General features: G+C 42.2%; 20 protein-coding genes and 1 tRNA gene. 6 read left to right on the top strand and 15 right to left on the bottom strand.

The features are described 5' to 3' along the window. Window positions 1-9: 9 nt before the first annotated feature. From ACQY3M_RS03030 to ACQY3M_RS02985, 10 genes are all read right to left on the bottom strand, one after another. Complete coding sequence (locus ACQY3M_RS03030) at window positions 10-891, bottom strand: alpha/beta hydrolase (RefSeq protein ID WP_428065992.1); 882 nt, start codon at window positions 889-891, stop codon at window positions 10-12. A 19-nt stretch (window positions 892-910) separates the two neighbouring features. Then, complete coding sequence (locus ACQY3M_RS03025) at window positions 911-1,798, bottom strand: NAD(P)H-hydrate dehydratase (RefSeq protein WP_428065991.1); 888 nt, start codon at window positions 1,796-1,798, stop codon at window positions 911-913. 3 nt (window positions 1,799-1,801) lie between these two features. Continuing rightward, a complete protein-coding gene (acpS, locus tag ACQY3M_RS03020; RefSeq protein ID WP_428065990.1) occupies window positions 1,802-2,143 on the bottom strand; it encodes a holo-ACP synthase in 342 nt (113 codons plus the stop codon). Window position 2,144: 1 nt separating this feature from the next. Beyond that, window positions 2,145-3,944, bottom strand: coding sequence for a glutamine--fructose-6-phosphate transaminase (isomerizing) (gene glmS, locus ACQY3M_RS03015; protein ID WP_428065989.1), 1,800 nt, complete (start codon window positions 3,942-3,944; stop codon window positions 2,145-2,147). A 9-nt stretch (window positions 3,945-3,953) separates the two neighbouring features. Beyond that, window positions 3,954-4,673, bottom strand: coding sequence for a pyridoxine 5'-phosphate synthase (locus tag ACQY3M_RS03010; protein WP_428065988.1), 720 nt, complete (start codon window positions 4,671-4,673; stop codon window positions 3,954-3,956). A 13-nt stretch (window positions 4,674-4,686) separates the two neighbouring features. Then, entirely contained in the window at window positions 4,687-6,045 is a 1,359-nt protein-coding gene (gene glmM, locus ACQY3M_RS03005) for a phosphoglucosamine mutase (protein WP_428065987.1), read from the bottom strand. Then, window positions 6,038-7,963 (bottom strand): ATP-dependent zinc metalloprotease FtsH, encoded by a 1,926-nt coding sequence (ftsH, locus tag ACQY3M_RS03000; RefSeq protein ID WP_428065986.1) that lies wholly within the window; start codon window positions 7,961-7,963, stop codon window positions 6,038-6,040. Before ftsH ends, glmM begins: the two co-directional genes overlap by 8 nt. Next, window positions 7,947-8,483: a hypoxanthine phosphoribosyltransferase gene (gene hpt / locus ACQY3M_RS02995; protein WP_428065985.1), complete on the bottom strand. Its 537-nt coding sequence runs from the start codon at window positions 8,481-8,483 to the stop codon at window positions 7,947-7,949. Before hpt ends, ftsH begins: the two co-directional genes overlap by 17 nt. A gap of 71 nt (window positions 8,484-8,554) precedes the next feature. After that, complete coding sequence (locus tag ACQY3M_RS02990; protein ID WP_428065984.1) at window positions 8,555-9,121, bottom strand: manganese efflux pump MntP family protein; 567 nt, start codon at window positions 9,119-9,121, stop codon at window positions 8,555-8,557. Between the two features lie 74 nt (window positions 9,122-9,195). Next, window positions 9,196-9,759: a manganese efflux pump MntP family protein gene (locus ACQY3M_RS02985; protein WP_428065983.1), complete on the bottom strand. Its 564-nt coding sequence runs from the start codon at window positions 9,757-9,759 to the stop codon at window positions 9,196-9,198. 29 nt (window positions 9,760-9,788) lie between these two features. Between ACQY3M_RS02985 and ACQY3M_RS02980 the strand changes: the two genes are divergently transcribed. The 4 genes from ACQY3M_RS02980 (at window position 9,789) to ACQY3M_RS02965 (ending at window position 12,469) form a co-directional block, all read left to right on the top strand. Further along, on the top strand, window positions 9,789-11,006 hold the full coding sequence (locus tag ACQY3M_RS02980; RefSeq protein ID WP_428065982.1) for an L-serine ammonia-lyase: 1,218 nt from the start codon (window positions 9,789-9,791) through the stop codon (window positions 11,004-11,006). A gap of 2 nt (window positions 11,007-11,008) precedes the next feature. Next, window positions 11,009-11,512, top strand: a complete 504-nt coding sequence (locus ACQY3M_RS02975; RefSeq protein WP_428065981.1) for a nitroreductase family protein — start codon at window positions 11,009-11,011, stop codon at window positions 11,510-11,512. A 194-nt stretch (window positions 11,513-11,706) separates the two neighbouring features. Continuing rightward, window positions 11,707-11,783, top strand: a tRNA-His gene (locus ACQY3M_RS02970). A gap of 323 nt (window positions 11,784-12,106) precedes the next feature. Then, window positions 12,107-12,469, top strand: coding sequence for a hypothetical protein (locus tag ACQY3M_RS02965; protein ID WP_428065980.1), 363 nt, complete (start codon window positions 12,107-12,109; stop codon window positions 12,467-12,469). 18 nt (window positions 12,470-12,487) lie between these two features. On the opposite strand, the gene ACQY3M_RS02960 is transcribed toward ACQY3M_RS02965, so the two are convergent. Together ACQY3M_RS02960 and ACQY3M_RS02955 are read right to left on the bottom strand one after the other, a co-directional pair. Continuing rightward, a complete protein-coding gene (locus ACQY3M_RS02960; RefSeq protein WP_428065979.1) occupies window positions 12,488-13,939 on the bottom strand; it encodes a recombinase family protein in 1,452 nt (483 codons plus the stop codon). Next, window positions 13,936-14,283: a DUF2924 domain-containing protein gene (locus ACQY3M_RS02955; RefSeq protein ID WP_428065978.1), complete on the bottom strand. Its 348-nt coding sequence runs from the start codon at window positions 14,281-14,283 to the stop codon at window positions 13,936-13,938. Before ACQY3M_RS02955 ends, ACQY3M_RS02960 begins: the two co-directional genes overlap by 4 nt. A gap of 180 nt (window positions 14,284-14,463) precedes the next feature. Between ACQY3M_RS02955 and ACQY3M_RS02950 the strand changes: the two genes are divergently transcribed. Then, window positions 14,464-15,267, top strand: a complete 804-nt coding sequence (locus tag ACQY3M_RS02950; protein WP_428065977.1) for a tyrosine-type recombinase/integrase — start codon at window positions 14,464-14,466, stop codon at window positions 15,265-15,267. A gap of 88 nt (window positions 15,268-15,355) precedes the next feature. Continuing rightward, window positions 15,356-16,657, top strand: a complete 1,302-nt coding sequence (locus tag ACQY3M_RS02945) for a restriction endonuclease subunit S (RefSeq protein WP_428065976.1) — start codon at window positions 15,356-15,358, stop codon at window positions 16,655-16,657. Here the strand turns inward: ACQY3M_RS02945 and ACQY3M_RS02940 are convergent. The 3 genes from ACQY3M_RS02940 to hsdR are packed head-to-tail and all read right to left on the bottom strand — an operon-like array spanning window position 16,654 to window position 22,010. Then, window positions 16,654-18,174 (bottom strand): restriction endonuclease subunit S, encoded by a 1,521-nt coding sequence (locus tag ACQY3M_RS02940; RefSeq protein ID WP_428065975.1) that lies wholly within the window; start codon window positions 18,172-18,174, stop codon window positions 16,654-16,656. The genes ACQY3M_RS02945 and ACQY3M_RS02940 overlap by 4 nt on opposite strands. Then, the gene (locus tag ACQY3M_RS02935) at window positions 18,174-19,640 is read right to left on the bottom strand and encodes an N-6 DNA methylase (RefSeq protein ID WP_428065974.1); all 1,467 of its coding nucleotides are present in this window, start codon (window positions 19,638-19,640) and stop codon (window positions 18,174-18,176) included. Before ACQY3M_RS02935 ends, ACQY3M_RS02940 begins: the two co-directional genes overlap by 1 nt. A gap of 9 nt (window positions 19,641-19,649) precedes the next feature. Further along, window positions 19,650-22,010, bottom strand: coding sequence for an EcoAI/FtnUII family type I restriction enzme subunit R (hsdR, locus tag ACQY3M_RS02930; protein ID WP_428065973.1), 2,361 nt, complete (start codon window positions 22,008-22,010; stop codon window positions 19,650-19,652). Window positions 22,011-22,050 lie beyond the last annotated feature (40 nt).

The raw sequence follows: 22,050 nt of genomic DNA, 5'->3' as shown, positions 1-22,050 counted from the left end.
AATTAGATATTACAAATACTTATCGTAAAATTCATTTAATCTGTTTTTGTATTGCTGCCCCGCGACGTCGGCCACTTCCGTATGGGTGGCGTTGGGCACTATCCAAATCTGTTTGGGTTCCTTGGCGCGGCGGTATAATTTCCGCGCGTCATGGCGCGGCGAAAGAGTGTCGTCGGCACCATTTATTATAAATACGGGCTTGCCGTTTAATTTCTCTATATTGTATTTCGGGCTGAAGTCCTCGGGATCCATACCCAATCGCTTCTTGGCGAAATACAAGGCTAATGCCACAAGCGGGAAATACGGCGTATGCTTATGTAGGCGCGCCCAGCGGGCGACCACTTTCTCATAAGAATAATAGCATCCTTCCGCTACCACGCATTTGACCAAATCGTTATGAGAACCCTCATAAATTGCTACGGCCGCGCCCATCGAAAGGCCGTAAAGCCCGATCTCCTTACAGGCATCGGGGCGAGTCTCAATAAGTTTTTCTATCGCGGCTTTTGCGTCGCGTATCTCCAAATAGCCGATGGAGGATAATCCCTCCCCGCTTTCGCCCGAACCTCTGAAATCAAAATAAAACAAATTGTATTTCCTTCTTAAAAAAGCCGTGTTTTGCAATATCGTGCCTTTATTCATACCCCAGCCATGCATAAATACGATTGTCTTGGAGCTTTCCTGTTCCGAGGGTATAAACCAGCCTTTTAAGGTAATGCCGTCGGAATTTTTAAAAATAACCCTTTCAAATTCCAACTTAAGCTGATCCGGAAACACCGTTATTTGAGAGCGCTTTGTATTGCGCAATATAATTTTGTCGCTTTCTTTATAAGCTATAAAGACCATCAACAGCGCTATCAGTATTATAGAAAGAATGATTATAAGTATCGTCATATATATATTTTATATTTTTTTATCCCAAAAGTTTTTTAAGAGCAACGGGCAAAGCCGCTATAACATCGCTTGCCGTAAGCGATTCCTTGGAAATGCCTTTAACGGCCAAATCGGCTGCAAAACCGTGCAGATACACTCCCATACAGGCCGCGAGAAATCCTTTTTCCCGCGCGTCCGCTTCCGCAGCGTTTTTAAGCAATTTGGCCCATATCGCCGCGATAATGCCAGCGAGCACGTCACCGCTGCCGGCTTTGGCCAAACCTTCATTGCCGCTGGTGTTGATTTGTTTACGCCCTTTAAAACAAATTTGAGTATTCGGGCCTTTGAGCAGGCAAACGCCTCCGGTAATATCCGATATCGTCAAAGCGGCGGTATCTTTATTAAAAGATATATCGCCAAGCAGCCGCTTTATTTCGCCTTCATGCGGAGTAAGTATCGAAGGTATATCCGTTAAAAGGTTAATGCCGCGCTTCGCTATGAAGTTAAGCGAATCGGCATCTATTACGGCAGGCGTTTTGACGGAGCGTAAAAGTTTAAAGGTGATATCTGCGCCTTTTCCAAGTCCGCAGCCGATAAGGATTATATCTTGTTTGTTTTGCTTGATATAGCTTTGTATCTTTTTTAAAGCGCTTTCGCCAAGATAGCCTTTAGGAGATTGTATATCCAATATCAAAGCTTCTGGAACAGCCTTAATCAAGGCGCCCCTGCACTGTTGCGCGCTTGCCACCGTAACAAAGCCCGCACCCGCCCTATAAGCTGCGCGCGCCGCCAAAACGGCCGCGCCCGGCATATCCTTACTGCCGGCTACGATAAACACTTTCCCGTTTAAATTCTTATAGGAATTTCTGCTTCTGCGCGGGTAATTATTTTTAAAGAAGTTGTTGTCAGTTCTTTCGGCTTTTTGCATAAGCTACTCGCTTACTACTACAAAAGCTATCGCAGCCGTATCGGTATGCGATAAAGAAAGCTTTATATCAAGCCCGTTTGCTCTTTCGTCATATATTACGAGGTTCGGCTTGCCATCTTGAGAAGTTTTAACCTCTATATTTTTAAAAGCTATTTCTTTAAAAGGCAAAGCCTTGAAAGCGGCCTCCTTAGCGCAGAAGCGTGCGGCCAAACGCTCCCAAGGTTTAACGGATTTAAAGCAAAAGGCAAGTTCCGCATCGGTAAAAACGCGCTTGAGGAGTTTCTCTTCCGCATTTTTAAAGCGGGAGATATCTTCCATATCGACACCTATGCCGATTATCGCCATATTACTCCACAGTAACACTCTTTGCCAGATTGCGCGGCCTATCTATTTCGCGCCCGCGCATATCCGAAACATAATAAGCCAATAGCTGCAGCGGCACCACCGCCAAAACAGGGAACAAATACTCGTTTGTGTAAGGCACCTCTACCGCACCTTTTAAAGGGGCATTGGTTACGATTATCAACTTCGCACCGCGCGCGCCGACTTCCTGGCAGGAAGACAACATCTTCTCATACAGCTCGCCTTTCGGTGCCAAAGCCACCACGGGCATACCTTTGTCTATTATGGCTATCGGGCCGTGTTTTATTTCGCCACCTGCAAAGCCTTCCGCATGGAGATAAGATATCTCCTTAAGTTTCAAAGCGCCTTCAAGCGCTATCGGGAAAGCGGCGTTCCTGCCCAAGAATATATAGGAATTGCTCTTATAAACCGTTTTAGCAAGTTTCTTTATTTGAGCGGCGTCTTTAAGCGTTTGCTCGATAAGTGCGGGCAGCGCCTTAAATTCCTTATATAATTTATCAAAGGCAGTTTTCGTAATAGTTCCATGCTCTTTGGCGATATTCAAAGCGAAGCTGTATAGTACCGCCAGCTGGGAGGTAAAAGCCTTCGTCGAAGCTACGCTTATTTCCGGACCGCAGTGTGTATAGACAGTATAATCGCTAGCCCTCGTTATAGTGGAGCCTACCACATTGCAAATGCTCAAAGCCTTAAGGCCCGCCTGTTTGGCATTATTTAAAGCGGCCAAGGTATCGGCCGTTTCGCCCGACTGCGACACCGCTATAAACAGCCAATCTTTTTGGAAGTTTATGCTCCTGTATTTAAATTCCGAAGCGGTTTCAACCTCTACCGGCAATTTCGCAAAGTGCTCTATCACATACTTGGCGCACAGCCCAGCGTGATAAGCCGTCCCGCAAGCCACTATATAGAGTCCCTTGATTTTCCTTGCCGCCGCGGGCATTATACCGAAAGCCTTTTTGATGTCCGGCGGCAAAGTGGAAATAGTATCTTTTGTGGCTTGGGGTTGATCAAAAATTTCTTTTATCATAAAGTGCTTGTATCCGCCTTTTTGAGCGGTGGCGGGATTCCACTTTATTATATTGACCTTGCGATTTTGCCTCACGCCGGCAAGATTGTAAATCTCGCAGGAGTCGGCGGTTATCTTCGCCAAATCGCCGTCTTCTAAAAATATAGCCTTATTGGTGTGATTAAGGAAGGCCGGCACATCGGAAGCCAAATAATATTCGCCTTTGCCCTGCCCTATTACCAGCGGGCTCTGCTTCTTGGCTACACAAATTACTCCTGGCGCGTTTTTATACGTCGCGGCCAGGGCATACGCCCCTTTAAGCTTCTTTACGGCGCAGGCGAAAGCCTTAAAAAAATCTTTTTGTTTTTTTAATTCTTCTTCTATCAAATGGGCGGCGGCTTCGCTGTCGGTTTCCGAAGCGAACTTGTGGCCTTTGGAAGAAAGCTCTTTTTTAAGTTCGTCGTAATTCTCTATTATTCCGTTATGGACTATGGCGACTTCGCCTTTACAGTCGCCGTGCGGATGACTGTTTAAAACGCTTGGCTTGCCGTGCGTAGCCCAGCGGGTATGCGCTATCGCACAATGAGATTTAACCTTGCCCGCTATTACCAACTTTTCCAAATTCTCCACACGGCCTACGGCTTTAAGAATATCTATGCCTTTGTCTTCCTCAAAAGCTATCCCTGCCGAATCATAGCCGCGGTACTCAAGTTTTTTAAGCCCGTCTATTATAATGTCTACGCAATCTTTACCGCCGGTATATCCCACTATTCCGCACATATTCCGCTCCTAAGCAATCTTTTGGCGCATTTCCAATACGGCCTGCGGCAATCCGACGAATACCGCCCTGGCTATTATTGAAAACCCTATATTAAGGCATTGCATTCCGCTTATATTTGCGACGTCTTCCACATTATCGTAATCCAGGCCGTGTCCGCTGTGGACCTCAAGCCCGAGTTCGCGCCCCAGTATGGCGGCTACGGAAAGTTCCTCTAGTAAAGACTGGCGCTGTTTTTCCGTTTTGGCCTCGCTGTAATCTTTGGTACACAATTCCACTATGTCGGCTCCTATCCTTTTTGCGCAACGGATATTATCCGCTTTGGGGTCGACAAACAGGCTTACCCTTATACCCGCTTTCTTTAAAATTTTTACAGTCTTTTGTATCGTGGGGATATGTTTCTCGTCAAGTTTAAGCCCGCCGGAAGTCGTCAATTCGCCCGGATATTCAGGCACTATGCACACCGAGCCCGGTTTGTATTTTACCGCCAAGTCCGTCATTTCCTGCGTGGCGGCCATTTCCAAGTGGATATGTTCCCTATACTCTTTGGTAAGCAGGCGCAGATCGTTTTCCTGTATGTGGCGTCTATCCCGCCTTAAATGTATTACTATATATTCTACGCCAAGCCTTATACACGCTTGGGCGGCTTCAAACGGGACTGGATTATTCATCCCGCGCGCTTGCCTTAAAGTCGCTATATGATCTATATTTACGCCTAATTCCAATTTCATACTATACACCTCTTTATACTGCCGCACTCGCTTTGCTTTTGTAGTATTGCGCCACTTTTTCCGCCGTTTCTTCAACCAAGGCTTTATCTTCGCCTTCCACCAATATCCTCAAAAGCGGCTCAGTGCCGGAGTATCTTATCACTATTCTGCCCTTTTCGCCCATCGCCTTTTGCATGGTTGCCACATAATCCAAAAAGCCGTCCACTTGTTCCAGCGGCGTCTTTTCCGTTACCTTTACGGGCACCAGTTTAAGCGGATATTTAGTCCACAAATCCTTTATAGCAGAGGCCGGCTTGCCGGAATATTTAACTATCGCCAAAAGCTGCAAAGCGCACAAAATACCGTCCCCCGCCTGCGATATATCCCTAAATATTATATGGCCGGAAGTTTCTCCGCCTATGGATAAATCGTCCTTTTCTAATTCCTCAAAGACATATTTATCCCCTACCTTCGTGAGGACGGGCTCTATCGCATTGGCCTTAAGAAAGTTTATTAAGCCCAAATTGGCCATTATCGTAAGCACAACCTTATTGCCTTTTAGCGCTTCTTTACCCTTTAAATAAAGCGCCGCCGCCGCGATGATATTATCCCCGTCAAGCTGCCGCCCTTTTTCGTCGGAAGCGATCAGCCTGTCCGCGTCTCCGTCGAAAGAAAAACCTATATAGGCTTTATTGTCTTTCGTCGCGTCCTGCATGCCCTGCGTGTGCAATGCCCCGCAGCCCGCGTTTATGTTTACGCCGTTGGGTAAGGTATTTAAAGACAGCACTTGCGCGCCAAGTTCCTTAAAAACGCGCGGCGCTATCTTATATGATGCGCCGTTGGCGCAATCCAAAACTATCTTTGTGTCTTTTAAATCTATATCCTTGGGGAAAGTGCTTTTAAGAAAAGCGATATAATCGTCTACGAGTTCGCCTTTCTCACTGTACGAGGTCCCTTCCTTTTCCGCGGGGACGGATGAACAGTTTTCTATCGCCGTTTCTATAGACGCTTCCAAATCCTCGTTAATTTTACAGCCCAGCGGCGAGAAAAATTTTATCCCGTTAAATTCCGCCGGGTTATGGCTGGCCGATATTACTATCCCGCACACCGCCTTGTATTTTTGGGTGAGGAAAGACGCCGCGGGCGTAGGCGCGATACCGATATGCACCACATTGTAGCCCGCCGCTCTTATCCCTTTGGAAAGATAACTCGCTATCTCTCGGCCGGAAGCGCGGGAGTCTTCCGCTATGATAACATCTCTGTTTGCAAAAGCGCGGCCTTGCTTTTCTATCTCTTTCAAAGCGCAATAGCCCAGCTTTGTTATAAAATCCTCTACAAGCGGAAACTGACCCGCAACAGCCCTGACGCCGTCCGTGCCGAAATATTTAGGCATTCTCTTCCTCCGTTTTTTCGGCATTATCGCTAATTTGCGTTTTGCCATCGGCCTTCTTTTCCTCGTCTGCGGAAGCGGCCTTTTCATCGGTTTGGGATTCCTTCTTAAAACCGAGTATTTCATCGATTTCGTCGGAATCGACAACCTCTTTCTCAAGCAGGCGTTCTATAAGCTTTTCCAAAGCTGCTCTATTTTCGGTAAGTATGGCTTTTGCTTTGCGGTAAGATTCTTTGACTAAAAGGCTGACTTCATTATCAATTTCTCTGGCAAGCTCCTCGGAATAGTTTTTGTGCCTGGATAAATCCATACCCAAAAACACTTCGTTTTGGTCGGTCTGTACCGATATGGGGCCGAGTTTCTCGCTCATACCCAGTTCCGCCACCATTTTCCTGGCATAGGCCGTAGTGCGCGACAAATCGTCATGCGCGCCGGTGGTTATCTCGTCGAACAATATCTCCTCCGCAGCGCGGCCGCCGAGCAGTATTGTCAGTTTGTCCAAAATCTCGCTCTTGGTGGTGAGATATTTATCCTCCAAAGGCAGCTGCATAGTATAGCCTAAAGCCGGGCCCCTGGGTATTATTGATACTTTATGCACAGGATCGCTGTGTTTGGAATGCTTGGCCACTACCGTATGGCCTGCCTCGTGCGCCGCTATTACGCGCTTCTCGTGTTCGGAGATGACGCGGCTCCTTCTCTGAGGGCCCGCCATTACTCTTTCCACCGCTTCTTCTATATCGTCTGTTTCTACCGCCGGCTTATCGGCGCGCGCGGCCAAAATCGCCGCTTCGTTTATCACGTTGGCCAAATCCGCACCCACAAAGCCCGGAGTGCTCTTGGCTATTACACCCAAATCAACGTCTTTGCCCATTTTGACTTTCTTGGCGTGAACTTCCAGTATATCCTTGCGCCCTTGCATATCCGGCGCGGGGACATTGATGTGTCTATCAAATCTGCCGGGGCGGGTTAAGGCGGGGTCTAATACATCGGGGCGGTTCGTAGAGCCCATCAAAATTATACCCTGCTTGCTTTCAAAACCGTCAAGCTCTATCAAGAGTTGGTTTAAGGTTTGCTCTCTTTCGTCATGTCCGCCGCCTATGCCGGCAAAACGACGGCGCCCGACGGCGTCAAGCTCGTCAATAAAAATGATCGCCGGAGCATTATTCTTGGCATTGTTGAACAAATCCCTTACGCGCGCGGCACCCACGCCTACGAACATCTCCACAAATTCCGATGCAGAAGCGGAGAAAAACGCCACCTTTGCTTCGCCCGCTACCGCCTTGGCAAGCAAAGTCTTACCCGTACCCGGCGCACCGTAAAGCAATATGCCCTTGGGCAGTTTCGCACCTAAAGTTTGGAACTTTTTGGGGTTTTTCAAAAATTTTATTATATCCTGCATTTCTTCCTTCGCCTCGTCGCAGCCGGCAACGTCTTTAAACGTAACTTCCTGCTTGGAAGGATCTTGCATTTTGGCCTTGCTCTTGGCGAAATTCAAAGCGCTCCTGCCGTCGTTGCGCTGCGGCCTGATAAACAAAAACCACCACGCAAATACGAACAAAAGCACCATGCCGATATTGAACAATACGCTGTATATCCAGCTTTTGTCGGCCTGCGCTTTAAACGGAACCTTCGCATCGACCAACTCCTGCACCAGCGAGTTGTCTTCTACTTTTATCGTTTGGAATTTGGATTCTTTGCCATTGTCTTTAAATGTACCGGTAACCATATCGGGGGTTATCGTTACAGATAAGATCTCCCCGTTTGTCACCTTCGCTTTAAAATCGGAATAGTCTATCTCTTTGGCGGCTTGGTTCTGCCCCATCTTGGAATATATGCTTACGACTATTATAAAAGTTAATATCCACAGCAATATCTGCCTTAACGGTACTCCGGGCAGCCTTTTGTTATTTCTTTGTTTCATCAAACACTCCTATATAAGGTAAGTTGCGGTACAGTTCGTTATAATCCAGACCGTAACCTATTACAAATTCGTTCTCTATCTCAAAACCGACATATTTCGGCTTTATCTCAAGTTGGCGGTTTGAGGGTTTATCCAAAAGTGAGCATATCTCCACCGAGGCGGGATTTCTCGTCTTAAGCAAATCCAAAAGATATTGCCCCGTTATGCCCGTATCTACGATATCTTCCACTATGATTACATCGCGCCCTTTTACGTCTTCGCGCATATCCAAAATGAACCGCACCTTACCGCTGCTCTCAGTGCCGCTGTACGATGCCAAACACATAAAATCCAAATTGCAGTCTATGCTCAAATTCTTTACCAAATTGGAGAAGAACAATACCGAGCCCCGCAAGATCCCGACTAAGATCGGCGTTCTTCCTTTATAATCTTCGGAAATCTTATCGGCGAGTTCCTTTACTCTTTTATCTATCTGTTCCCCGCTGATAAGTACCTTTTTTACAGGCGGATTATATTCCATAAATAAAACTCCTTGCTATAAAAAACGCTGCAAACTGGCAGCGTTTTTTAAATATGTTCTTAGGCCAGGGCTTAACCGTTGGCCACGATAATGAATTTTACTGCTATTATCACCATTATTATACCGGCAACAAGCTGCAATCTGTTGCCCAAAACCGTCTTGGTAAAACTGTGTCCGTGCGAAAGGCCTAAAGTCGTAGCCAAAAACGTAAACAACGCCGATAAAAATAAAGTCCCCAGCAAATAACGCGGCGCTATAAGCGCAAGCACAAAGCCCAGCATAAAAGCGTCTACGCTGGCCTGTACAGCCACCCTTATCAGATAGGAACTTTGAACTATATCCGTATAGTTTAAACTCGGCGCTTTCTCTATCGATTCCATAAGAAGCCTTACGCCTATCAAGAAGAACATCGCGAAAGCTATCCATTGCGAAACATGCGCAACGCTGTCATACAATAACTTGCCGAGAATAAAACTCAACGATAAAGCCAATAGACTGGTCACGACAAATACCAATGTCGTCTTCAAAGCCACCGAAGATTTATAGCAGCTCCCCAGCTTGCTGCCGGACGTAACGCCAATGGCGAAACAGCCGGTCGATATGCACAACAATACTAGTATCAACGATATTATTCCCATATATATATCCTATATTTTATTCTATCATAATGTATACCAAGATTTTACATTAAATTGCCATTTTTTAACAACTTTCAACCTTCCAAAAAAATCTTGACGCTAAGCCCTATCAATACCAGTCCCCCGACTATTTCCACCTTATTGCCGAAACTGCGGCCCAGCCTTGAACCGACCGTAAAACCTAAAGCCACAGCCAAACATACGAAAAAAACCAAAAATAAGGCCGCCGCAGTTATATTAACCTCAAAAGCCGCCATTGATACCCCGGCAGCCAAAACATCTATATTGGTGGCTAATGCCAAAGCTAACAAAACTTTTAATCCGCGCATATCAAGCCTTGAGTGACACTCGGAATCATCATCGCCGCCGAAAAATGCACCCTTTATCATTTTACCGCCGATATAAAATAAAATCAGAGGGCCGACTATATGATCCCAACTGCTGATATAGCCCAGCAGTTTCACCCCGCCGAAATACCCGCAAAACAAAAACAAAACCCCAACCGCGCAAAATGTGCAGGCAACTTTAGCAATATGAGCGCACGAAAAGCCCTTCCCGCTGCAGGAGCTGGCCGCGCTTACGGCGAAATTGTCTATTGAAAGGCTGAATGTTATAAGTATAATATCAATAATGTTCATAATTCTAAAATATATAGTAACATTTTTATATGCAGACATTAAAAGAACTGTTTAAAGTAGGTATGGGCCCCTCAAGCAGCCACACTATGGGGCCAAGAAAAGCCGCCGAAATTTTCAACAAGAAAAACCCCTCGGCCCACAGCTTTAGAGTTTATCTTTACGGCTCGCTGGCTCTTACCGGAAAAGGCCATCTGACAGACTTCGCCGTAACTTCCGGATTGGAACCTAAACCTGTATCGCTGGTCTGGGAAGAAAAAACCTTTATGCCCAAACATCCAAACGCCCTGAAATTCGAAGCTTTGGACGAAAAGGACAATATTCTGGATTCCTGGCTAGTCTACAGCGTAGGCGGCGGCGACATTAAAGACGATAAAGACTTTGATAATCCGCCACAAACGATTTATCCCCTAAAAACCATGCAGGATATAAACCAATATTGCAAAAAAAGAAAGATGAGCCTGTGGGAATATGTCGAGGAGGTTGAAGGCCCCGAAATTTGGGATTACCTGCTTGATATGTGGAGCCAAATGCAGAAAACGATAGACGCAGGCGTAAAAAAATGGGAAGTTCTGCCCGGCAGCCTTCAACTTGAAAGAAAAGCAAGAAGATATTTTAAAATATCCGATACTTCCCCAAGGTACGTAAGACGTATGCATAAACTATTTTCCTATGCGCTTGCCTGTTCGGAAGAAAATGCAAGCGGCGGAGTAGTAGTTACCGCGCCGACTTGCGGATCCTGCGGCGTACTGCCGGCTGTGCTAAGAATAACCAAAGAAATTTACGAATTGGACGATACCCCCATACTCCGCGCAATGGCTACGGCGGGGCTTGTCGGTAATCTGGCTAAAGCCAATGCCTCAATATCAGGTGCGGAGGTAGGTTGCCAAGGCGAAGTGGGCGTCGCCTGTGCGATGGCAGCCGCAGCAGCCTGTCAGCTTGAAGGCGGCAACAACCGCCAAATAGAATACGCGGCTGAAATGGGGTTGGAACACCATTTGGGCCTTACCTGCGACCCGGTGGACGGCCTGGTGCAAATCCCTTGCATAGAAAGAAACGCCCTCGCCGCCAGCCGCGCGATAGACTGCGCAACATATGCAATAGCGTCCGATGACGACAACCGCGTATCCTATGACGATATTCTAGCCACTATGATGCAGACCGGCAAAGATATGAACAGCGACTATCGCGAAACCGCAAAAGGCGGGCTGGCCAAATTTTTTAAAGAGAAAATTTTAAGGAGAAAATAAAGATGGAAACCAGGGAAACTATTTTTGGCAGAAGAAGTATCCGTAAATATAAAAATCAAACTCTTGAAGCGGAAAAACTGACCTTAATTTTAAAAGCCGCAATGAGCGCCCCCACCGCTAGGAATATGCAAGGCTGGCGCTTTATCACAGTACAAACGCAAGAGGGCAAACAAAAGATAATGAACGCGCACCCCTATTCTATGATGCTCCAAACAGCCCCTTGCGCCGTAATAGTGTGCGCGGACACGCAGGAAAGCACACCCTTCTTTCAGCAGGATTGTGCCGCGGCTATACAGAATATGCTATTAGCGGCAAAAGACTTGGGGCTTGGCAGCGTCTGGCTGGGAGTATATCCCAATAAAGAAAGAGCGGACGGAATTGCAAAGGAGTTTTCTCTCCCAGAAAATATAGTACCTGTCGGCATAGTAGTGCTTGGCTACGGCGATGAGGAAAAAGGGAAAGAAGATCGTTTTGACCCCGCGAAAGTACACGCCGAAAGTTGGTAGAAATCTTGTATATTCTGTTGAGATTATCAATCGGCAGATAATTATCTGCCATTTATTTTTGCATAAATCTTGCCAGGCGGCGTGGCAAAATGATAAAATTAAAAGGAATTGATATAATGCCTTAGCGGTTTAGCGTATTGAGCCGGAAATATTTCAATGAGTATTTGTGATATAAGGCGTTAAGAGGATTTACGGTGGATGTAGCTCAGCTGGTTAGAGCGCCGCTCTGTGGAAGCGGAGGTCGCGGGTTCAAATCTCGTCATCCACCCCATTTATTTTCCCGTCGAACCTTCGGCGGGAATTTTTAATTGTATTTTGGCCCATTTATCCCCGTTCCCCGTCGGGGATTTTTGGTTTATCAGCTGCTAATACAGAAAAGATAGATTATTGGGGTGTCCCCAAAAAATAGAAAAAAGGGCTATTTTGGGCTTTTTGTATCTTTTTGCCCCTAAATTTAACTTTCAAAATTTAATTTCGTATCTTGACCTCTAAACAACAATCCACTTGTGAGAGGCTTTCACCACAATGCCCTATACTCCTAACTCTTTTGTCTTGGTGATTGAAATTTATTAGAATACTTCTAAGGGAATATCTATGAAAAAAATTATATCAATATTAACTATCTCTGTATGCTTAATTGCATGTGGCTCCTATACAATTAAAAATGGGAAAAAAATTTCTCTTACTGAACCTACTGGGGAAGGATATACACAAATAATGGAAAGTTGGGAAAATGCCAGAGAAATCCAACTTATCAAACAATGGGGAATTCCTTCTCAAACATATGAAATAGAGGGGCAGAAATACTTACTTTATAAAGAAGAAAATAATTTCACTTTAAATGGAAATTACTTTCATTTTTACTGTGATACAACTTTTACTGTTGAGAATGGAATTATTACATACTGGAAATATAGTGGAAACAATTGTAAAGCTGTCTACAAAGAAAACAACTAATTAAAAACTTTAACAGCTCTATCCACACAAAGTATTAAGTTTCATCAACTGGCTCACTCTTGCACTGCTTAATCCAAGGGCTTGCGCACATTCCTTTTGGCTTAAGTTATTTACACGCATATATTCACGTATCTGCAGGGCGAGGGCTTTGTAGTAGGTAGCCTTATCAGCTTTTAAGTGTTGGATTTCTTTGTAGGCTTGGCGTTCTTGTTTCGGTATTCCGCCCGGGTGCGGTTTCACAGCAGCGCGGAAACCAAATTGCACCCCGTTTTTCAAACTTACCTCAATATAACTTTCTTTGTATTCGTAAGTAATCCTAGATACAATTTTCATTAATTCTTCGGTTTGTTTATCTATATCCAATTGATTAAAGTCGTTTTTATTTAATAACCCGCGTTCCATTAAGCGCCTAAATACGGCTTCGTTAAATTCCACCTGCCGGACGGTTTTAGTCGGACAAGCAGAATATCTCTCTTTTACACATTTATGACATACATAGTAAAAGTGCTTCCGGCCCTTCTTTTTAGCATAGGTAGGCACCATTTTACTGCCGCATTCTTTGCAATATAACAATCCATTGAGTACGCCCTCTATCCGTTTGCGCACATAGCCGCGGGCAGTATACTTCTCTGCCAATAACTTTTGCACCGCATTAAATGTTCTTTCGGGCACTAACCCTTCGTGCTCACCTTCGTATATTTTCCCCTTATAGAGTACTTTGCCAATATAAACAGGGTTATGCACAATACGATATAGGTACGCGCGAGATATAGGTCTAGCAGAACGGATACCCCCATTTTTGTACTTCTTTTCCGGCAGACCGATTCCTTTAGCTTGAAGGATATTCATCACATAGGCCAAGTTCTCTTCACGTAATAAACATTCAAAAATAAACCGTACTTGCTCAGCTTGTATATCGTCCGGCACTAATATATGCCGCTCCTTGTCTAACTTATAACCAAATGGAATGGTTCCGCCAATAAACTTTCCCTTCATACGGGAGGCCGCCATTTTATCACGGGTGCGTTCTCCAATAATTTCACGTTCAAATTGGGCAAAGGACAACAGGATATTCAGCGTCAGACGCCCCATAGAAGTCTTGGTATTAAAGTTTTGTGTAACAGACACAAAGGATACTTCATACTTATCAAAAAACTCTAAGAGTTGGGAAAAATCTAACAAAGAGCGCGACAAACGATCCACCTTATACACGACTACACAATGTATCTTGCCGGCCCGAATATCATCTAATAAACGTTGCAAACCCGGTCTATCAGTATTCGCTCCAGTAAATCCCCCATCGTCATAATGTTCCTCCGCAGGAATCCACCCCTCCCCGCGTTGGCTGGAGATATAAGCTAAACAAGCCTCGCGCTGTGCGTCCAGGGAATTGAAATCTTGTTCCAAACCTTCACTGGTGGATTTACGAGTATAGACCGCACAGCGCATCGGCTTGATAATCTCGTTCATAACCCGAAGAAATAATACCCGCTAATATGCTGGCCTGTAATAGCCACGGCTACACCAGACAGAGTTTTATAATACTTACTCTCGTATTCAAAACCTACTTCGAGGACTTTTACAGCCAGACGTTTTCCCTTGTAATCTTTCTCTAAAACACTGCCGGGAAGCGGCAAACGGACATCACGCAGTTTACGCCCGTGATTATTCTGAGCTTTCTTATCTTTATGTGTCTGCTTCTTCTTGATGAGTTCCTCCAATGGATTTATTTTATCTGCATATTCCCGTAGCTGCAGTTCTTCTGGGGTATGTTCTATAGGCAGAACAGAAGTTCTTTTTTTCGTCTTTTTCATATTTCTATCCCTCTAGTGTCGGTATATATTCCGGCATATTCCAGCCGGTACTGTATTACCGCTTACTATGGGGACAGAAGTCAAGGTATATTTTAAGTGCTATCTTTTCTAGATGCTAGGCATTTGTAATAACAAATTATCACAATATATACAAAAATTTATTAATTACAGGGAGGACTTATGAACATTTCTTTCGCTCAATATCTTATCAATAAAAACCTAGCATTTAATACAATTAACTCGTATTTATATACGTTAAAATTATTTAACAAAATATATCACAAACGTTTTAATAAACAAAATTTACAAAAATTTAAAAGTTTCCTTTTAGACAAGTATACTGCCAACACTATTAATTTAAGAATCCGTGGGATTAATTGCTACCTCGAGTTTATAAATAAAAAACAGCTAAAACTAAGCTGCGTAAAAGTACAAACGAAAAACTTTTTGGAAAATGTTATTAGCGAAGCAGATTATGAATACTTCAAGAAGAAACTTAAAAAATATAATCTATTTTGGTATTTCGTAATACGTTTTTTAGCCGCGACAGGAGCCCGCGTCAGCGAGTTAATTCAAATCAAAGCTGAACACATACAATTAGGATATTTAGATTTGTATTCTAAAGGAGGGAAAATAAGACGAATTTATATTCCTATCAGACTACAACAAGAGGCCCTCTTATGGCTAAAGGAACAAGCTCTCTCTTCTGGATTTATTTTTCGAAATCGATTTGGAGACAGAATTACTCCCAGAGGAATATCTAGCCAACTAAAACAACTAGCCTTAAGATATAAAATTAATACAAAAGTAGTTTATCCTCATTCTTTTAGGCATCGTTTTGCCAAAAATTTTTTAGCAAAATACAATGACATCGCTCTACTCGCGGATCTTATGGGCCATGAAAGCATTGAGACCACACGTATTTATCTTCGCAAAACAAGCCTAGAACAAAGAGCCATTGTAGATAACATCATAGACTGGTAGCCTACGATATAACAACTATTATGAGAAGATTGGCAAGGCAGTCCGTAATATAACGGATGAGATACCGTTTGAAATTCCGGATAGTTGGGTGTGGGTGAGAATAGGAGATGTCACTAATGTAAAAGGTGGTAAACGGGTTCCTAAAGGATATACTTTGTTAGATACTCCTACTTCGCATATTTATATTAGAGTTACAAATATGAAGGAAAACACTCTAATACCGGATAAACTAAAATATATTTCCAATGAGATATATGAAGCTATTAAGAACTATATAATCAATAAGGAAGATTTATATCTAACAATAGCAGGTACGATCGGGAAAGCTGGCGAAGTTCCTCCCGTGTTTGACAACATGAATTTGACGGAAAATGCAGTAAAATTAACCAATATTCAAATTGATAAATCCTTTTTATTAAAACTCCTTCAATCTCCTTGTGTACAACATCAATTTCATCAAAAAACCAATAAAGTCGCTCAGCCAAAATTGGCTATAGAAAGAATTTTATCGACATATATACCTTTGCCTCCCTTAAAGGAGCAACAAAGGATAGTTACAAGATTAGAATCCTTAGAACCTTTTATAGAAGATTACGATAAAGCAAATACAGAATTGACAAAGCTTAACGCAATCTTTCCTGAACAAATAAAGAAATCTATTCTACAATACGCTATCCAAGGGAAATTGGTCCCACAAGATCCCAATGACGAGCCCGCTTTGGCATTATTAGAAACAATAAAAGCTGAAAAACAGAAACTTATTAAAGCCGGAAAAATCAAAAAGGACAAAGTAGAGAGTTATATTTATAAGCGTGATAATCGCCATTATGAGAAGATAGACGATAAAGAAGTAGATATAACCGACGAAATTCCGTTTGAGATACCTGATAACTGGGCGTGGACAAGATTGGGGCACATCGGATTTTCAAGGATAGGATTAACTTACAAGCCACAAGATATTTGTGAAGAAGGGACTCCTGTACTTCGTTCAGGAAATATTCAAAACGGAGAAATAATTTTAAACAATATGGTACATGTTAATTGTGAGGTTTCCCATAACTTGCTTGTTAAAAATGGAGATATTTTAATTTGTGTAAGAAATGGTAGCAAATCATTAGTTGGGAAAAATGCAATTATAAACAGTATAAATGTGGGAGAAAAAATGTCCTTCGGGGCATTTATGGCAATTTTCAGAAGTAAATTGAATGAGTATATCAAAATATATTTAGATTCTGCCTTGTTTAAAACGATGCTAAAATCCACAAAAACAGAAACAATTAATCAGATTACACAGAGCAATTTAAATCGGGCATTGATTCCAATTCCTCCCTATACTGAGCAGAAGAGAATTGTTGAAAAAATAGAGCAATTATTTAAGACATTGTCTTAGTCGTTTGATGGCAATAATTTTAGAAGTTTTTTCACTTTTGCCACAATACGGTCTTGTTCGGCAAGCGGTGGTATTGGCAATAGCATACGAGGAATATCTACCAAATTCAATTTAAAAGTGTGAGTGCCCCCTCCTACTTTATTATCCTGAATCCATCGATCTCCCAAAGGAGAGTTGAAAAGCAGAATCACATAGTCATTCATGGAAAAGTTGACTAACCGGATTAATCCTAAACTGACGAATATACTGAATTCAAAATCCAAAGTACACTTGATGGCTTTCCCAAGGGTGCCAATGCGACAAAAGAGGATATCATTATAAGTAGGTTTTACCCTTTGAATCAGTTTTGAATGCTCTTCTTGGGTAATATATTTTAACTTTGTGAAATCAAATTTTCCTGAAGAAATATTTTGTACAGATAGAAATGGAACCCCTTTTGCCACATATTGGGGCGTTTTATGAGTGCCGTCACTTAAAACTTGTACTAAATTTTCCAATCTTGTCCACGCCCAGCTATCGGGTATTTCAAACGGAATTTCATCGGTTATATCTACTTCTTTATCGCCTATCTTCTCATAATGGCGATTATCACGCTTATAAATATAACTCTCTTGCTTGTCTTTTTTAATCTTTCCAGCCTTGATAAGTTTCTGCTTTTCCGCTTTTATTTTCTCTAGTAATACCGAAGCAGGCTCGTCGCTCGGATCTTGTGGCACGAGTTTCCCTTGGATGGCATATTGTAGAATAGATTTCTTTATTTGATCGGGAAAAGTTTCATTAAGTTTGGATAATTCGGTTTCAGTTTGATTGTAATCGTCAATGAAAGGTTCCAAAGACTCTATTTTAGAAACAATGCGTTTTTGTTCTTTAAATGGAGGAATCCCGACAAGCAGATCGTGAAACAAATGTTTATCGAGGTGTGGAATTGCTGCGCCTTTTTTAGAATTTCGGAATAAATCCTGATAAAATTTGAGAATGATTAAAGTATACTCTCTGTATGTCTCTGGAGTAATAAATAATTTTTTGAATGTAGACCCTAAAAAACCATCTTCGGGCGCAATGAAGACTTCACCCGAGTTTTCTCCATCGACTAATATAATTAACTCATCTTTTTCAACTTTAATGCCTTTTGAAAGCAAAGTTGCCGTTTTCTGAGCACGTAAGAATTTAGCATCCAATAATGGTAGAGATAAATTTTCCACCTTTTTACCATTTTCAAGTGCACACAATTGACCCAGTCTTACCCACTCCCAAGAATCCGGAATTTCAAACGGAATCTCATCCGTTATATTGCGGATGTCTTTACCAATCTTCTCATAATAGTTGTTATCGTCACCTTTGTAGATAAAACTTTCCTGCTTGTCTTTCTTTATCTTCCCTTCTTTGACAAGTTTTTGCTTGGCGGCACGAATCTTTTCCAATAGTTTGGAAGCGGGCTCATCTTTGGGGTCTTGAGGAACCAGTTTGCCTTGAATCGCCAATTGTAGGATAGAATTCTTTAAATCTTTCGCTTTCATTACTTGGTCTCCAAGATGGTTGTAATCTGCGATAAGATAGAATCTATATTAGCATTGAGAGTGGCGCGTTTTTCTTGGTATTGCGCTATCAGCTCTTTAGGTTCTAAAATTTCTTCCTCTTCGTGAGGGAAACAACACAGATCAATATTGTAGTTCTTCCCTTTGATTTCATTAATGCTATATTTTTGTGCTTTGGGAGCATCATCTACAATAATTTCTTTACGATCATTCCACCACTCGATGACTGGCGCAAAGTGTTCCAACTTGATAGGTTTAGTTTTAGAAAAATGCTTATATCCCTCCGGCATATCCATACGATAGAACCATGTTTCTTTAGTCGGACCCGTCTTATCAAAAAACAACAAGTTGGTGGTAATAGACGTATAAGGCGCAAACACACTATGCGGCAAACGAATTACCGTATGTAGATTATATTCACTTAAAAGTTTTTCTTTAATAGCCACTTTTGCATTGTCTTCACCAAACAAAAAGCCATCCGGCAAGACAATGGCCACACGTCCGTTTTGTTTCAAACGGAACATAATTACATCCATAAACAAATCAGCCGTTTCACTGCTGCGAAGCGCTACAGGGAAATTTTGTTTTACCACCTCTTTTTCACTGCCGCCATAAGGAGGGTTCATCAAAATCACATCAAATTTATCTTCCTCTGTATAATCCCGTACATTCTTTTCTAACGAATTTCCATGAATTACGCGAGGCTGATCAATATCGTGTAATAAGAGGTTAGTCGCACACAACAAATAGGGCAAGGCCTTTTTCTCTACGCCATATACGCAACTACAATAGATTTCTTTATCTGATACGTTTTTTACTTGGGGAAGCAAATGCTTGAGCGAAGATGTTAAAAAGCCACCCGTTCCACAGGCAAAGTCAGCAATTTGTTCACCCAACCGTGGATTTACCATTTTTACCATAAAATCCGTTACAGCACGCGGCGTATAAAACTCCCCGGCGTTTCCGGCGGATTGAAGATCTTTTAAAATTTGCTCATAAATTTCGTTAAAAGCATGGCGTTCGGCGTATTCCGCAAAATTAATTTCATCAATCACATTAATTACTTGCCGTAAAAGAACGCCGTCTTTCATATAGTTATAACTATCCGCAAAAGTAGCTTGAACTACCAGCTTACTCATAGGGGTAGTTTCATCCAGTTCAATATTTTTTAATGCAGGGAATAATTCTGTATTTACAAAGGTAAGTAAGGCATCCCCGGTAAGAGCTTTACCGTCTTTATGGTCCACAGCCCAGTTGCGCCAGCGGAATTTTTCTGGGATAATAGAAGTATATTCATTTTCAGTCAGTTCCCATTCTTCTTCCTTAGCGTCATATACTTTTAAAAATAAAAGCCATGTCATTTGCTCAATACGCTGGGCATCCCCATTAATACCAGCATCATTGCGCATAATATCCTGCAATCTTTTGACGATATTATTTAAACTCATACATCCTTCCTAATTGTAATAGATAGACGAACTATACAGTTGGTCTTGAAGACCTTTTACGGCCTGCATATAGGCATTTTTTCCACCGAATTCACGCATAATCGCAGGCAGGCTGGCAATTTGACGGAACCGGTCAATGGTTAATATTTGAGTGCCGCACAAATCTTTAATGCCCTCATTCTTATACTGTTCCAAAAGAGCATTTAAGACGCGCTGCGCCAGTGCAGAATACTTGTGCAAATATCCCTGTTTTTGCACATTTCTAATACGTTCTGATTTAGTAAGTGGAGGCCGGTCATAAGCGATGTGACAGATAAGATCAAAGTCATCTAAATCTTTATTCCCCGATTCTTCACGTAGGGCATCCAAAAGCACCCCTTCTCCTTGGAGTTCCTCAATAATAGCTTGTTTCTGAGCGTCTTTATTCCAACGCTGCAAAAAAGCATCCAAGGTAGCATATTTACCTAAAATATTCTTTTTGGTGTAGTTCGTCAAACTTTCAGTAATCAATTTACCGTCTTTGTTGTAGTATTGAACGCGCTCTGATAGCAAATATACCTCTACATCTTTTATTTTCACTTTTTTGCGAAGTGTCTCCGGTGGAAAAGGAGGATCTACCAATATAGACCCTCGGTCTATTCCCGAGCCCTCGCTAGGCATCTCCGGAGGCACGGGAGTCTCCTCGGGAGGCACGGGATCCGGGTTTACGCCCGTAGGTTCATAAATAGATATTGGTTCTCCATCAAATCCTTTATCGGCAAATTTACGCGTCACCCCTCGAAAGTCCATTATTGTAAAATATTCTTTTCCCGCACTAGGGTATAAACGCGTTCCACGGCCAATAATTTGCTTGAATTCCGTCATAGATTCAATATTGTTTTCAAGTACAATTAATTTACAAGTTTTACAATCTACCCCAGTGGTCATTAACTTAGAAGTCGTCACGATAGTAGGAGTTTTTTCTGCAACATCTATAAAATTATCCAATTGCGCTTTACCCTCTGGATTATCCCCCGTAATCCGCATAATATATCGAGGATATTGAGCGACTAAATCGGAATTTTCATTTACAAGTGCCTGACGCATACGTTCAGCATGTTCAATATCTACACAAAACACAATGGTTTTCGCAAAGCGATCCGTTTTTTTAAGAAATTCTGTAATTTTCCGTGCTACAGCCTCGGTGCGTTCATAAATAATCAAATTTTTGTCATAATCTTTAACATTGTATTCCCGATCTTCCACCAGATTTCCTTCTACATCCGTTTTACCCATTTCCGGACGATAACCTTGAGAATCCACGTTTAAATCTAAACGTATTACCTTATAAGGAGCCAAAAAACCGTCATCAATTCCTTGTTTTAAACTATATGTGTAAATAGGTTCACCAAAATAGTGGATATTAGAAACATCTTTGGTTTCTTTGGGAGTTGCGGTCATACCAATATGCGTAGCAGAGTGAAAATACTCCAAAATTGCCCGCCATTTAGACTTTTCATCTGCACTGCCTCTATGACACTCATCCACAATAATCAGATCAAAGAAATCCTGTTTTAGTTGTTTTAATGTGGACAAAGGGTCGCTATCCTCATTTTCAACTAATTGTTGATAAAGTGCAAAATAGACTTCATAAGAACTATCTAATTTTCTCTTTTCAACTTTTGTAACTACTTTTGCTAAGGGTTTAAAATCGTTTACAATCGTCTGATCTACTAAAATATTCCGATCCGCCAGATACAGAATTTTCTTTTTAAGTCCAGATTTAAGAAGCCGCCAAACAATTTGAAAGGCCGTAAAAGTTTTCCCCGTTCCCGTAGCCATAGTAATTAAAATACGCTGTTGCCCACGGGCAATTGCCTCAACCGTACGGTTAATAGCAATGCGTTGATAATAGCGGGGCGTTTTGTGTTCTATTCCAGAATAATACCGTTCATTAATAATTTTTTCTTCTGAAATAGAAATAGAACGTTCTTGTTTTACCCGCTCCCAAAGTTCGCTGGGTGTTGGGAAATCTTCTAACCGCAGTTCTCTTTCTTTTCCTGTAAGCATATCATGTTCTAAAAAACCAGTCCCATTAGAACTATACACGAAGGGAACATCTAAGATTTCTGCATAACTAATTGCCTGTTGAATACCGGCACCAATAGAATGCGTATTGTCCTTGGCTTCAATAATAGCAATAGGAAAGTTCTTACGCAAAGATAATAAATAATCAACCCGTTTCTTAGGTCCTCGTTTTACAATATTTCCTCTAACAAGGACTTGGCCCGCCGTAAATTCGCAATGGATCTGGGCCATTTTATCCCACTTTTTTTCAATAGCAGGCGTAATAAATTTTAATTTAATATCTTCTTCCGAAAAATGTTTCATAATACAAGTAAAAAATAGAAGCGCGGCTAATTTATTTATA

It is taken from the genome of Candidatus Proelusimicrobium volucris (genome assembly GCF_959605025.1).
Lineage (GTDB): Bacteria > Elusimicrobiota > Elusimicrobia > Elusimicrobiales > Elusimicrobiaceae > Proelusimicrobium > Proelusimicrobium volucris.
Note: the sequence above shows the minus strand (reverse complement) of the source record. Positions and strands in the feature narration are given on the sequence as shown.